This window comes from Microcystis sp. M53603_WE2, assembly GCF_030065435.1.
In genome coordinates, this window is the sequence record NZ_JASJFF010000657.1 from 1 (window position 1) to 14,592 (window position 14,592).

Annotated in this window: 12 protein-coding genes; 7 read left to right on the forward strand and 5 right to left on the reverse strand. The window is 41.6% G+C overall.

Annotation, left to right across the window (positions count from 1 at the left end):
• Positions 1–174 precede the first annotated feature (174 nt).
• The gene (locus PX481_RS14250; RefSeq protein ID WP_288094799.1) at positions 175–1,548 is read left to right on the forward strand and encodes a 1-acyl-sn-glycerol-3-phosphate acyltransferase; all 1,374 of its coding nucleotides are present in this window, start codon (positions 175–177) and stop codon (positions 1,546–1,548) included.
• Positions 1,549–1,929: 381 nt separating this feature from the next.
• Entirely contained in the window at positions 1,930–2,391 is a 462-nt protein-coding gene (locus tag PX481_RS14255; protein ID WP_149988427.1) for an Hsp20/alpha crystallin family protein, read from the forward strand.
• A gap of 102 nt (positions 2,392–2,493) precedes the next feature.
• Here PX481_RS14255 and PX481_RS14260 read toward each other — a convergent pair whose 3' ends face one another.
• From PX481_RS14260 to PX481_RS14270, 3 genes are all read right to left on the reverse strand, one after another.
• Complete coding sequence (locus PX481_RS14260) at positions 2,494–3,708, reverse strand: DUF790 family protein (RefSeq protein ID WP_002761263.1); 1,215 nt, start codon at positions 3,706–3,708, stop codon at positions 2,494–2,496.
• A gap of 78 nt (positions 3,709–3,786) precedes the next feature.
• Entirely contained in the window at positions 3,787–4,131 is a 345-nt protein-coding gene (locus PX481_RS14265; RefSeq protein ID WP_002761264.1) for a hypothetical protein, read from the reverse strand.
• Between the two features lie 229 nt (positions 4,132–4,360).
• Positions 4,361–4,555: a hypothetical protein gene (locus tag PX481_RS14270; RefSeq protein ID WP_002761266.1), complete on the reverse strand. Its 195-nt coding sequence runs from the start codon at positions 4,553–4,555 to the stop codon at positions 4,361–4,363.
• Positions 4,556–4,913: 358 nt separating this feature from the next.
• Between PX481_RS14270 and PX481_RS14275 the strand changes: the two genes are divergently transcribed.
• The 5 genes from PX481_RS14275 to PX481_RS14295 all read left to right on the forward strand — a co-directional run bounded on the left by PX481_RS14275 (position 4,914) and on the right by PX481_RS14295 (position 10,457).
• Positions 4,914–5,264 (forward strand): STAS domain-containing protein, encoded by a 351-nt coding sequence (locus tag PX481_RS14275; protein WP_002761268.1) that lies wholly within the window; start codon positions 4,914–4,916, stop codon positions 5,262–5,264.
• A 292-nt stretch (positions 5,265–5,556) separates the two neighbouring features.
• The gene (locus tag PX481_RS14280; RefSeq protein WP_149988429.1) at positions 5,557–6,486 is read left to right on the forward strand and encodes a CoB--CoM heterodisulfide reductase iron-sulfur subunit B family protein; all 930 of its coding nucleotides are present in this window, start codon (positions 5,557–5,559) and stop codon (positions 6,484–6,486) included.
• A gap of 22 nt (positions 6,487–6,508) precedes the next feature.
• Positions 6,509–6,841, forward strand: a complete 333-nt coding sequence (locus tag PX481_RS14285; protein ID WP_004162645.1) for a BON domain-containing protein — start codon at positions 6,509–6,511, stop codon at positions 6,839–6,841.
• A gap of 329 nt (positions 6,842–7,170) precedes the next feature.
• Positions 7,171–9,723 (forward strand): leucine--tRNA ligase, encoded by a 2,553-nt coding sequence (gene leuS, locus PX481_RS14290; RefSeq protein WP_288094800.1) that lies wholly within the window; start codon positions 7,171–7,173, stop codon positions 9,721–9,723.
• A 359-nt stretch (positions 9,724–10,082) separates the two neighbouring features.
• Positions 10,083–10,457: a hypothetical protein gene (locus PX481_RS14295; RefSeq protein ID WP_194015462.1), complete on the forward strand. Its 375-nt coding sequence runs from the start codon at positions 10,083–10,085 to the stop codon at positions 10,455–10,457.
• Here the strand turns inward: PX481_RS14295 and PX481_RS14300 are convergent.
• Positions 10,454–13,645 (reverse strand): CHAT domain-containing protein, encoded by a 3,192-nt coding sequence (locus PX481_RS14300; protein WP_288094801.1) that lies wholly within the window; start codon positions 13,643–13,645, stop codon positions 10,454–10,456. The genes PX481_RS14295 and PX481_RS14300 overlap by 4 nt on opposite strands.
• Before the next feature lie 519 nt (positions 13,646–14,164).
• The coding region (locus PX481_RS14305) for a transposase (protein WP_288094802.1) at positions 14,165–14,592 on the reverse strand (428 nt) is incomplete at its 5' end.

Below are 14,592 nucleotides of genomic sequence, written 5' to 3' on the forward strand. Positions count from 1 at the left end.
CAAAAAGTACCAGATATGGGAGTGGTCGGGGGGAAAATCCCTGGACTTTTTCCCTGAAAATTAGGTAATTTACCCGATGAAAATGGGTAAAACCCCACACCCCACACCCCACACCCCACACCCTACACCCTGCCCCTAGGAAAAACTTTTTCAGCAGACCCTACTTATACTTATATGTCTAATCTATCTTTGGGCGCGCAACCTCCCCTCGAATTTATCCCACCTGACCTTAATCCCTTGCTTTTAAAGGGATGTCAAATCTTTTTACCTCTTTGGTTACAAACTCAAACCAACTTAAGAGAAATTTCCGCCGCCAATCTAGAAACTTTAATCACATTTTATCAAAAAAGTCAAGAGAAAAAAGTCCGTTTACTGCTTGCTTTCCGTCATCCCAGTATTAACGATCCCTACTGTATGGCCTATCTTTTGTGGAAATTAGTACCCAAAAAAGCCGAAGAGTTAGGAATAAAATTAAACAAGCCAATTCACGCTCATTTTATGTATGATCGAGGGATTCCTTTATGGGCGGGAGAAAGGGTAGGATGGTTATATTCTAAGTTAGGTGGCACACCAATTCAACGGGGAAAAGCTGATTTAATCGGATTGCGTTCGGCTCGTCGTTTATTATTAGAAGGAGATTATCCTTTAGCCGCCGCTCCGGAAGGGGCAACTAACGGACATAATGAGCTTGTCAGTGCGATTGAACCGGGTATTTCTCAATTGGCTTTTTGGGGTGTGGATGATGTCAGAAAAGCTAAACAACAGCAAGAAGTAATTATTTTACCCATTGGTATTCAGTATTTTTATCTGACTCCAGTGTGGCAAGAAATCGAGCAAATTTTAACTAATTTAGAAAACGATAGCGGTTTAGAACCCACCCCGAATTCATCCCTAAAAGAAAAGGTTTTATACGAGCGTCTTTTTCGGTTAGGAGAAAGATTATTATCCTTAATGGAGGATTTTTATCGAGATTTCTACTATCAATCTTTGCCTGTAGTACCTGCCAATGGCGATGATCCAAACGAAACCCTAGCAAAACGTTTAGCCAATTTATTAGATGTGGCCCTACAAACCGTAGAAAAGTATTTTAATCTTTCTCATAATGGTAATGTGATCGATCGCTGTCGTCGTTTAGAACAAGCAGGATGGGAACGCATTTATCGCCAAGAATTAAAACCCAGTTATTCGATTTCTCCCCTTGAATTAGGATTAGCTGATCGCCTGGCTGATGAAGCTAATTTAAAAATGTGGCACATGAGAATTGTCGAAAGTTTCGTGTCAGTAACCGGTTATTATGTAAAAGAAAAACCCACCGTAGAAAGATTCGCTGAGACAATTTTATTGCTCTGGGATTTAGTGACAAGAATTAAGGGAGGTAATCCCTTTTTCCGTCCCCAAATTGGTCAACAAAAAGCGATAATAACTATTGGTAAGCCTATTTGCGTATCCGAGCGCTATGGCGATTATAAAAGCGATCGACGCTCGGCCGTAGCCCAATTAACCCAAGATTTACAAACCAGTTTAGAAAGTTTAATTATTCATCAGTAGATAATTAGGGTTTACTGAAAAAGTCTGTTGGTGGAGTCAGTTATCAGTTATCAGTTATCAGTTCACTGAGAAAACCCCCCACTCCCCTAGGGTTAATTCATAGTAGGGTTAATTCATAGTAGGGTTAATTCATGGTGGGGTTGATTCATGGTAGGGTTGATTCATGGTGGGGTTGATTCATGAATCAACCCTACCCACTCCCCACTTCCCACTTCCCCGGGAAAAACCTTTTCACCTAGCTCTAGTATAGGAGATAGTACGGGAATCTGGAAAAACTCAATACCGAAAACCCTACCCCAGTCAGAGAATCTTTTATCTATCCTAAAAGTGTAGAGATAAACCAACATCTCTAGCGTTAAGAAAACTTCGGAGGTGACTTATATGGCACTTATACGTTGGGAGCCTTTCAGAGAAGTAGAAAGCCTACAGAAAGAAATGAATCGCTTGTTTGACCGTCTTGTGCCGACTGATGTAGGCGATGGCGAAAAAATGGGGTTGTCCTTCATCCCGGCGGCGGAAATGACCGAAACGCCAGAGGCAGTTCAGCTTAAACTGGAAATACCTGGTATGGAAGCCAAAGACCTCAACCTGGAAGTAACAGCCGATAGTCTGACCATTAATGGTGAAAGGAAATCGGAAATTAAAACCGAAGAAGAAGGATTTACCCGCACTGAGTTCCGTTATGGTAAATTCCATCGGGTTATTCCTCTACCGGTTCGGGTTGATAACAATAACGTGACTGCTGAATACAAAGATGGCATTCTCAATCTCACTCTCCCGAAAGCGGAAGAAGAAAAAAATAAAGTGGTGAAAGTGTCCATCAATCCTACCATTGCTCAATGATGTAGCACTCATTGTCCGGTCTTGAGCAAAAAGGTTAACCTAGTCTGATTAAACCAAAGCGGGAGTATCAAACCATACTTCCGCTTTTAGCTTCCTAAACCTTTAACTTAAAACTTCTAACACTGCTTGGGGTGATAATTTATCTTTAAACCAGATAACCTGAGCGGGTAGATTTTGAAATTTAACTCCAGCTTTTTCTAGATTTAACCGTTCCGATACGGCTAAAATTAGATTGTTTGCTTGGGCCGATTTAACCTGTAAAAATTTCTTTTGTAGGTATTCTGGTCGCCAATAACCAACAATTTCGAGGAGAAAAACGCGACCATCGGGATGCACTAAACGAAAATCGGGAATCATCACTCCTCCGGGTAAAGGCACTAAATCCACTTCCCTTTCTAGTTGCCATTCAGTTTTTAACTGTAACCAACGTTTAGCGAAAGATTCCTCTAACATACTATCGTAGGGTTTACCTGGGGAATAGTGGGACACCAGACCACAGTTATCCTCTAAATTAAACTGTTGTTTTTTAATAGTTCCTGTATAGGAATCTTTGTACTGTAATTGTGCCTTCAGATTCCAGTGAGTAACATGGAGTAAGGCAGGAATTAATTTAGCGATTTCAATGCCATAACGACTGTTAGCTTTAAATAAACTGGTGGGACCATCGATAGTAATAGTAAATCCCGTGTCGGCATCCCCTTCGATATAAGTCATTAAACGAAATAGTTTTAGATAGCGAAAGAGATATTTATATTCCCCCGGATCGTTGCGGTGGACGTTGATGATTAAATAACTGGCCCGATAAAAAATACCTTGAATTTGCGAGAGGTTAAAACGATGAATTAAGTTTTCGGGGGTGGGAGCATCAAATTGAGTGAGAATTTTATTCTCTGCTAAATCAGCATAGAGTCCTTTTTCTAGAGCTACTGGAAAAATTTCTTGATTTAATTCTTGGCTGATTTGCTGGGCAATTGTTTGAAGAATTAGCGATCGATTTTGGGGAATAGGAACAAAGTTAGCCGCTTGTTCAAAAACTCTTTTTCTTAATTCCTGCGGTTCTAAGGGACTAATAATCTCAAAGGTGGCAAAATGATTGGTTAATAGGTGAGCAAATCCCCGTTTAATTTTATAATCGGGACTGTCTCCCTCCAAGATTAGGAGTTTTTGGCTTAATTCTCCCTTAGTTTCACCGATACTTTCCTGAAAACAGGTGATTTGTTCTTGAGCGCTCATCAGATAATCAGGAGCGATCGGTAAGCGTTTGGGAATAATTGTCTCGCCATTTTGACGGGAAATCAATAAATCGGTCGGTAACATGGCAAGCTAGAGAAGAATAATCAGATGGGGAGAGGTGGGACGACAAGGAAAGGTCGAAACCCCAAAAATCCCCCGATTCTAACTATTTTGGTCGATATAACGCTCTAAATCCTCGATTACACGGGTTAATTCTGCTTCTGTGGTTAAGCGTAGGCGATCGTCACGAACCGTTAACAAAACTTTAGCCGAAAAAGGACTCGGATAAATATTGGGATTACAAAACACTTCCAGAAACACATCACCAGTGTGCTGATATTCCAGCGGTTTTTGGGGTTGGGGTTTACCCCCACTAGAGGCATTACTGGCGATCGCTTTCAGGCGATCGAGTAAAATATTAATTTCCCTTTGCAAATCCAGAGCAGCACTGGGACTGAAACGAAAAGTAACGGAACCTTGCAAGAGATTAAGAGTTAAAGGAATCATGGAAAAAATCAGGTTAAGAGAAAGCCTGAAGTCAATTATATTAATTTGGGGAAATTTGGGGAAATTGGGTTTTGGGGGATTGTTCAGTCATCAGTCATCAGTCAGGTTCTTCGTTACTAGGTCCGGAGTGAACTGAAAACTCACCACTGATAACTCACCACTGATAACTCACCACTGATAACTGATAACTGATAACTGATAACTGATAACTGATAACTGATAACTGAAGTTACCGACGCGGAACGAGATTAATCCGGCCCTCGTCCATTTCATCCATGAGTAACTCTAGGGCCTCGTAATCCACATCGGAAACGTAGCCAAGACGAGCGAGGAGTTCATTAATTCCGTTTTCGATTTCTGGCGTGATTTGACGATAATATAGGGCTTGTTCCACTAATTGGCGGATAGTCGGCTGGGTATCCACAATTTCCTTACTCTAGTTCAATAAATCTAGTTTCTGTATCCTGCTTTACTTTATTTTAGCAAAAATACCGGTAGAATACTGGGTCATCATCAGTCATTCGGGATTAGAGCTTAAACCTAACGACTTTCCCCTGGTATTCGCCCTAATAAGCCTTGATCACTGTTCCTCTTGACTCCCCGGATCATCAGGTTAACCTAAAAGTGGTTCCTTCCCACAGGGTAAAGATTAAGAAAAGATTAATCTTTTCAGGAGAGGGAAAATATATCAAGACCAAGGTTGCAAAATCAGAAAGTTAGGACATAATAGCGGTATCTGATCTCCAGTTAAAAGGTTCATTTATGAATTTCAAAGCCCAGCCATGAAAAGTCCTGTAAAAGTCCCGGAAATTGCTCTATTTGAGCCAAACGGCTATATTACCGCCGCTAACGTCCTAGAATTTCAAGAGCAGCTCACCAATCTGGTTAACCAGAGTCGCTCTATCACTTTTCTCGTGGATATGAGTAGGGTGGAATTCCTCGACAGCGCTGGATTAATGGCTTTAGTTACTGCCTTTCGTCTGGCTCAAAGTCAAGAAAAATCCTTCAATATCTGTTCTATTCCACCTTCAGTCAAGATTATCTTTGAATTAACCCAACTCGATCGGGTTCTCTCGGTTTTCCCTAGCCGTGCTGACTTTGATGCTGTTATCACCCTCCCTCAAGCGGCGTAAGCAGACAAAATAGGGTTTCTGGCCGTAATTTCTCGGCTGCACTCTCAATTCTACCGGTAAATCACCTCTTGACCGGACAGATTGCCATTGGTACAACCGACTCCTCAAAACAACAATTTTTCTCAAGGAGAGGCATTATACTGTTGAGATGGCTCTCCTCGTTTTTGGATATTATTTCGGGGGGCAAACTAGCATACACTTGTTGGGAGCAGCTCACAAAAGGGTGTCTATTAAGAAATTCCATGACTTTAGTGATGACAGAGGGGAAGGGGGCCAAGATGGTAGATAGGTAATGAGTAGTAATTTCCTAGAATCCATGACAGTCAAAAATCTCCAGTATGCTTATTTTCCCGGTTGTGTCGCCCAAGGTGCCTGTCGGGAACTATATCTATCCACGGCAGCCCTGACGGAAGCTTTGGGGATTAATTTGGTCGAACTCAAAAAAGCTGCCTGTTGTGGTTCGGGAACTTATAAGGAAGATTCGCAACTATTGGAAGATGCCGTCAATGCGCGCAATATTGCCCTAGCGGAAGCCCTCAATTTACCCCTGTTGACTCACTGTAGCACCTGTCAAGGAGTGATCGGTCATGTGGATGAGCGCTTGAAGGAAGCAAAGCATAATAATCCCAATTATGTTGAGGAAGTTAATAATTATTTACAGAAAGAACATTGTTCCCCCTACCAAGGTACGACGACGGTTAAGCACCTACTCTGGGCAATTGTCGGCGATTATGGCTTAGATAATCTGGCGGCCAAGGTGGTTCGTCCCTTATCAGGCTTAAATTGTGCCAGTTTTTATGGTTGTTATCTCCTGCGGGCCCAGGATACTCTCCCCTACGATAATCCTTTTCAGCCGGAATCCCTAGAAAATGTCTTTCGGGTGGTGGGAGCAAATCCGATTTATTATCAAGGACGCACTCAATGCTGTGGTTGGCCCCTGTCCAGTTATGCCACCACCCAATCCTTCCAAATGGCAGGAAAACACATTTTAGAGGCCATGGCAGCGGGGGCCGATTGTTTAGTCACCCCTTGTCCTTTATGCCATCTTAATCTTGATTCCCGACAACCGGAAGTGGCAAAAGCGATCGGTCGAAGTTTAGGTTTACCCGTGTTACATTTTTCCCAATTAGTCGCTTTAGCGGTGGGAGTCAGTCCCGATCGTTTAGGATTAGATCGACACATCGTTTCCACCAAATCCCTCTTAAAGAAATTGGGGTTTTAGAACTCAATCAGGAGTGTTAGCAATGGATTGGTTAAAAAGAATTTTTGGCTTAGATAAACCGGCCGATGCCGCTAGTGCGATCGCAGGGAAAGCCGCTGCTGCGGGTATTCCCCCCGAAAGAGTCGGATTAGATGGAAAATACGACGAAAGCGGCCTAGCTAAACGAGTAGTTTTAGCTTTTGACGAGACACCGGATTTAGCTGATGAAGACAAATTGTGGGTCGCTCAAACTGGTGGTAAAGTTGTACTAAAAGGCAAGGTTTCCAATCAGGCGACTTTAAATAAAATGGTGGCAATTGCCAGTAAAGTCCATGGGGCAACCGGCGTCGATACCAGTCAAGTAACTATTGGGTGAAGTCGAACGGCTGTTAACCTCTTGTAAAAATCAAAAATTGTTGTTAGGGTTAGGAGTCAGTAGCCAGTAGTCAGTAGTCAGGAGAATTAAGAATGAATAATAATCAGTTAAATGGTCTATTTACAGATTTTATGCGATTTAATCCTTATTTTTGAGGTTTTTGAACCCTCACAAGTTAATTATGCAAGAGGTTTAATATTCGCCGTGAAAATTAACCACTAAAACCCAGAGGGTTTTTGGCAGGGTGGATAACTCCAAGACTGGCAATCACCCCCAGCCGGCTGCGGTAAAATGGGAGGGATAGATACAACTCAGGAGAAAAGACCCCAGTGCCGTACAACCCCGCAGAAATCGAACAGAAATGGCAGAAGATTTGGCAGCAAATGGGATTGGACAAAACCCCAGAAAACGCCGATAAACCGAAATTTTACGCCCTCTCCATGTTCCCCTATCCATCGGGCAACCTGCACATGGGTCACGTTCGCAACTATACTATCACCGATGTGATTGCCCGTCTGAAAAGAATGCAGGGTTATCGCGTGCTGCATCCCATGGGGTGGGATGCTTTCGGATTACCCGCAGAAAATGCCGCCATTGAAAGGGGAGTTCCTCCGGCAAAATGGACTGATCAAAATATTGCCCAGATGAAACGGCAATTACAACAGTTAGGATTATCTATCGATTGGGAAAGAGAAGTTGCCACCTGTTCCCCGGAATATTATCGTTGGACCCAATGGCTATTTTTACAGTTTTTTGAATCAGGATTAGCCTACCAAAAAGAAGCGGCAGTGAATTGGGATCCTATCGATCAAACTGTCTTAGCAAATGAACAGGTAGATAGTGAAGGAAAATCTTGGCGATCGGGTGCTAAAGTAGAAAGAAAATTACTCCGGCAATGGTTCCTAAAAATCACCGATTATGCCGAACAATTACTCACTGATTTAGATAAACTTACCGGTTGGCCAGAACGGGTTAAAACCATGCAGGCCAACTGGATTGGTAAATCGGTAGGTGCTTATTTAGAATTTCCTCTTGTTAATTCCCCAGAAAAAATTGCCGTTTTTACCACTCGTCCCGATACGGTTTATGGAGTCACTTATGTGGTACTTGCTCCCGAACATCCCTTAACTTTACAAGTTACCACTCCCGAACAAAAATCGGCCGTAGAAACTTTTATTCAAGAGATAGCCAGCGAAAGCGAATTAGAAAGAACTGCCGAAGATAAACCCAAACGCGGTATTAAAACCGGAGGACTGGCAATTAATCCTTTTACCGGTGAAGAAATTCCGATTTTAATTGCTGATTATGTCCTCTACGAATACGGTACTGGTGCAGTAATGGGAGTCCCGGCTCACGACAGTCGCGATTTTAAATTCGCTCAGGAAAATAACCTACCAATTAAGATAGTTATTACTCCAGAAAGTGGCGAAATCGAGTTAAAAGAAGCCTACACAGAAGCGGGAATTATGATTAATTCCGCTCAATTTAATGGACTTAATTCTACAGCAGGAAAAACCGCTATTATTGATTATGCCACTGCCCAAGGTTACGGCAAAGCTAGAATACAATATCGCCTCCGGGATTGGTTAATTTCCCGTCAAAGATATTGGGGTTGTCCGATTCCAGTTATCCACTGTCCTAACTGTGGAACCGTGCCAGTACCTATCGATAATTTACCGGTTACTTTACCGGAAAATGTCGAATTTAGCGGTCGAGGTGCTTCTCCTTTAGCTAAGTTAGAAGACTGGGTAAATGTGGATTGTCCTCGCTGTGGAACTCCCGCAAAACGGGAAACGGACACCATGGATACTTTCATCGATTCTAGTTGGTATTTCCTCCGTTATACCGATGCTAAAAATGAAGATATACCCTTTCAATTCGAGAAGGTTAATGATTGGATGCCCGTGGATCAATACGTCGGAGGAATCGAACACGCTATCCTACATTTACTCTATTCTCGTTTCTTTACCAAAGTTTTAAGAGACCGAGGTTTAGTTAATGTCGATGAACCTTTTAACCGTCTATTAACCCAGGGAATGGTACAGGGATTAACCTACAAAAATCCCGAAACTGGCAAATATGTCCCCGCAGAAAATGTTATCTATAAAGAGGATAAATATTGCGATAAAGACACGGGAGAAGTTCTTTCTTTCTTCTTTGAAAAAATGTCTAAGTCGAAATATAACGGCGTTGATCCTCTGAAAGTCCTGGAAAAATATGGGGCCGATACTGCCCGAATGTTTATACTTTTTACTGCACCCCCAGAAAAAGATTTACAGTGGGATGATGCGGGGGTAGAAGGACAATTTCGCTTTCTTAATCGGGTGTGGCGTTTAGTCAGCGAATATATTGAAAATAAACCCAAGCAAGTCAAAAAAATAGAAACTTTCTCGAAAACTGACAAAGATTTAAGACGGGCAATTCACACCGCTATTAAAGAAATCTCCGAGGATTTAGAAGGAGATTATCAATTTAATACCGCCATTTCCGAATTGATGAAACTCAGTAACGCTTTAGGGGATAATAAGTGTTTTGAATCCCCCATTTATCGGGAAGGAATCGAAACCCTATTAATCTTACTTTCCCTTTTTGCTCCCCATCTGAGCGAGGAATTATGGCAAGCTTTAGGCCATAGCCAATCAATTCACCTGCAACCCTGGCCAAAAGTTGATCCCACTGCCCTGATTGTGGACGAGATTACCCTTGTCATCCAAATTTTGGGAAAAACCAGAGGCACGATACAAGTTCCCGCTAGTGCCGATAAAAGCACCCTAGAAACCCTCGCCCTGGAATCAGAAATCGCCCAACGTTATTTAGAGGGTAAGGAAATCAAAAAAGTGATTGTTGTCCCGGGCAAATTAGTTAATTTTGTCGTGGTTTAAATGACAGCAATTATCACAATGGTAGGGAATTAAGAACCTTTTCAGTTATCAGTAACCAGTTAGATTAACACTTTCTATGAAAAACTATCGATAGATGATAAAATATACAATTAGCATTGTCTGTAAATAGGGTTTGCTGAATAAATATGAAATGTAGGCGAGGTAAGGACTTTAGGGCCTTTCTCGCAAAACCTTGCACCTGTTTTGCGAGAATCGTGGTTCAAAACCTTGCCTCTTCATCAGCGATCCCATCCTGTAGGGGCGAAGCATTCGGATAGGAAATCTAAGGTTTCAGCGATAGGTTATTGCCCGAATGCTTCGCCCCTACTTTTTCAGCAAACCCTAAATAAGAACAACCTATGAATATTGAATCAACTAAAGTTACTCCTGAAGAAATTGCCCAGTTTCGCGCTGAATTGGTAGATAATCTAAGTGCGATTGCTGCTTTGGATGCGATTGATGAGTGCGACGGTTATCTCAAGTATGCTATACCCTTACTGCTAATGCGAGAAACTGGTACAGAACCAGATAGATCTATCGGTGATTTACTGAAAAAATGCCGCCAATTTATCTGTCAAGAGGAAGTTAGAGAAGCTTTGGAATCTGGAATGATTGCACCAGCAATAGAACCAATTTCTATGGGTGCTGGTATTCCTCCCGGTGTGGCAACAGCTATCGGTATTTGTGCTTTTAAGTTGGGTATGAAAAAGGTTTGTGCTAATCTTGAAACTTAAATCCCTGTAGCGATAAAACCTGCCCAGTAATAAGGACTTATAAAAGGATGTGGTTTGCGCTGTTTTATTTGTTTCAATGATTCTTTATATAGTGGACGCTGTTCTGGTTGCAATAAGGCAAGATGTTTGTCCATTTGTGGCTGATATTGCTCTAGAAATTTGTCCAATTCCTCAATAGTTAAATTCTGTAACCAGTTTTGAGCTTGTTTTAAAGCAACTGGTACAGAAACTTGCTGATTCTCATCAAATAAAATCTCATATAATTTAATCATTAAGAAGGAGGTTGATAAATCATTAACTGTCCATAAACTACTGACAACGCTGGGACTTCCCGCAAACAGAAAACCACTGGGTAAACCGATATATTCATCACTGATAGAGTTTATATCAATCATGCCAGTTTCGCAGGCAGAAAGGGTGACAAGGCGACATTTATTCAAGCGCAGTTCAAAGATTTCGCCTAATGTTAGGGGTTCTTTATTGGCTAATAATAAGGCGGATTCAAGGGGATTAGCTGGGTTAAAGCTTCCATGACAGGAGAAGTGATAACAGTGGTTATCTGAGGATTTGAGATGGGGAAGAACAGCGTTTTTAGTGGCGTTATCTTGGGCGATAACTTGAGGTTCAGTAAAGAAAGTTGAGAGGATATTAACTTCTAAGTCAGTGTAAGATAAGTCTTTAGTGGGGTTTTGAATAGCGAACAGTTTATTAAAGTCTGAATGGTGAAAAATTTGGGTGATTTTTTGCAAGATTTGACAACTGGGGGCATATTGTACACCCTTCGGAAATAAATCTTGTAATTCTGATCCCCCCGTTGCCGACTCACCCCTTTTTAAGGGGGGTTGGGGGGGATCAACAGGTAAGACGTGAATAGGGAGAATATGCAGATACACATGGGGAATAATAATTAAGCGTTGACAAGTATCGGGAATGAGGGCAAGAATATCATTAATATGCAGAATATCAGCAAAAGTCTGTAAGAGGTTAGATAGTTGATTTCTCCATTCTTGCTTGCCATTTTTGGAGTAGTAAAGCTGTCGATAATTACTGAAGGTATCAAAGAATTGCTTTATATCATCTTCGGAAGATTGCCAAACTTTAACCTCTCCATCAGCAGACACGACAAAAGCGAGTATTTTCTCCCCTGTAATGTACCATTGCAGCAGACAAGTTTCAGCATCAGTTAATTCCTGAATTTCTGTAAATGGGATCGGCTCAACTTTTTGAGTGAGGCTAAAGAGAGGATCTTTAATTTCTCTTGCAATAAAATTATCTAAGTCTTGTTGATATTCTTTCAGATAACTGTGATCTTGAACGTAAGGAGTTAAGTTATCACGACCCATTAAATTCTGGTTAATACTTTGATGTTGTAAACGAATTTGTTCATTAACCACTCTTTGCTTTAATTCATTTAATTGGGCGATAATTTCTTGACTAACGCCTTGGGGGTGTAGGTTTTTCTGGGTGATTAATTCCACCAGATTACGCCCTTTACTGCGTTCGATATATTCCAATGCCTTCTCAGGCTGATTGAGGTTAAGATGCGCCTGTACAATGCGATGAAAAACACCAATAGCATTAGATAAAACCTCTTGGCGACTTTGGGGGTTTAATGCTTCTAAGCGGGCATTTTCTACCGCTTCAATGGCAGTATTATAGGCTTCTGTGGCAGGTTGCCATTGCTCTTCGCTGTAGTGAAGAATAGCTAAATTACGAGCGGTTTGTAAACAATTAAGGGGATCAGCTTCTTTTGTGCGGATTGTTAAAGCATTCTGATAGGATGTGATCGCCATTTCTAAATTGTCAGCTTTATCCCCTCTGATTCTGTCACTGTAAGCTAATGCGAGATTATTCTGTGTATTTGCCCAATTTTGGGGAAAAGCGTCAAAAGTTCTCACTTTCAAAGCTTCTTGGTAAGCGGCGATCGCCTTTTCTAAATTCTCAGCTTTATCCCCTTTGATTCTGTCAAGGTAAGCATTAGCGAGATTATTCTGTGTCATTGCCCAATCTTGGGGAAATGCCTCAAAAGTTCTCACTTTCAAAGCTTCATTGTAAGCGGCGATCGCTATTTCTAAATTGTCAGCTTTCTGCCCTCTGATTCTGTCAAGGTAAGCACTAGCGAGATTATTCTGTATCATTGCCCAATCTTGGGGAAATGCGTCAAAAGTCCTCACTTTCAAGGCTTCATTTAAAGCGACGATTGCCCTTTCTAAATTCTTAGCTTTCTCCCCTCTGATTCTATTACCGTAAGCAGCAGCGAGATTATTCTGTGTCATTGCCCAATTTTGGGGAAATGCCTCAAAAGTTAACACTTTCAAGGCTTCCTGGCAAGCAGTGATCGCCCTTTCTAAATTCTCGGCTCTCTCCCCTCTGATTCTATCAACGTAAGCAGCAGCGAGATCATTCTGTGTCATTGCCCAATCTTGGGGAAATGCCTCAAAAGTTAACACTTTCAAGGCTTCATGGCAAGCAGTGATCGCCCTTTCTAAATTGTCGGCTCTCTCCCCTCTGATTCTGAAAAGGTAAGCAATAGCCAGATTATTCTGTGTATTTGCCCATTGCTGGGGAAATGCGTCAAAAGTATAAACTTTCAAGGCTTCCTGGCAAGCGGCGATCGCTATTTCTAAATTGTCAGCTTTCTGCCCTCTGATTCTGTCAAGGTAAGCACTAGCGAGATTATTCTGTATCATTGCCCATTGCTGGGGAAATGCGTCAAAAGTCAACACTTTCAAGGCTTCCTGGTAAGCGGTAATCGCCTTTTCTAAATTCTCAGCTTTATCCCCTTTGATTCTGTCACTGTAAGCACCAGCGAGACTATTCTGTGTCATTGCCCATTGCTGGGGAAATGCGTCAAAAGTGAAGATAGTTAAGGCTATTTCATAACCCGTGATGGCAATTTCTTGGTTGACAGCGATGTCACCGAGGGGAAATTGTTGGATTGATTCACTGAAATAGAAAATAACCGCAGCGATAGAATAAGCTTGTTTTGAATTAACTTTCGTTAATGTCTCTCTCGCCCAACTGTCTAGGATTTGCGCTAAATTATAATCTAACTTATCAAGATTCTGCGCCCAGAAGGGATAAATAACTTGAGGATTAGGATTTTCAGAGATTTTTTGTAATGTTTCCATCAAGAAATTGAGATAGTCTTGCGGGTTTAGGGAGGCTTGGGTGCGTTGTTCATTCATGGCGTGGCAGATGGGGAATTGATGGGTAGGGGCGAAGCATTCGGATAGAAAATTTAGGGTTTCAGTGATAGATTATGCACGAATGCTTCGCCCGTACAGGGATTGAATGGGGAGATTATCGTAATTCTATCACAGGGATGATAGGCTAAGGTTATTGTCTGGGGTAGGGGCGAAGCATTCGGATAGAAAATCTAGGGTTTCAGTGATAGATTATGCACGAATGCTTCGCCCGTACAGGGATTTAATGGGGAGATTATCAGAATTGTATCACAGGGATGATAGGCTAAGGTTAGTGATAGATTATGCACGAATGCTTCGCCCGTACAGGGATTTAATGAGGAGATTATCATAATTGTATCACAGGGATAATAGGCGAAGGTTATTAGTTTATTGCCCGGGGTAGGGGCGAAGCATTCGGATAAGAAATTTATGGTTTCAGCGATATGTTATTGCCCGAATGCTTCGCCCCTACAGGTTATTCGTCCCCGCAGGTTATTTGTCCCCACAGGTTATTTGCCCCTACATTGGTTTGAATTTATTCAGATTGTTCTCGTCTTGTTCCCAATTTCGCGGATTATCAAGAATGTATTGCCGGATTTTTTGATAAGAATCTTCATTGCGAATGATATGTTCATAATAATTGCGCTGCCAAACTTTCATGTGATCGCCACATAAACGATTAATTTTACGACTAGAAATTGATTTGAAATTCTGCACAATAGCCCCCAAAGATTCCGGCATTGTACCGTGAGTATATTGAGAATCGTATTCGGTCTTTTCCAGATCATAATTTTGTATTACTATAATTCCATGAATATGATTGGGCATGACAATAAAAGCATCTAGTTCAATAAATTTAAAATTTAGAGGTAGTCTATACCATACCGCTTCAATAGTATCACCAAGTAAATTCTGCTCCATATTTCCTTCAACAATTTCACCAAATA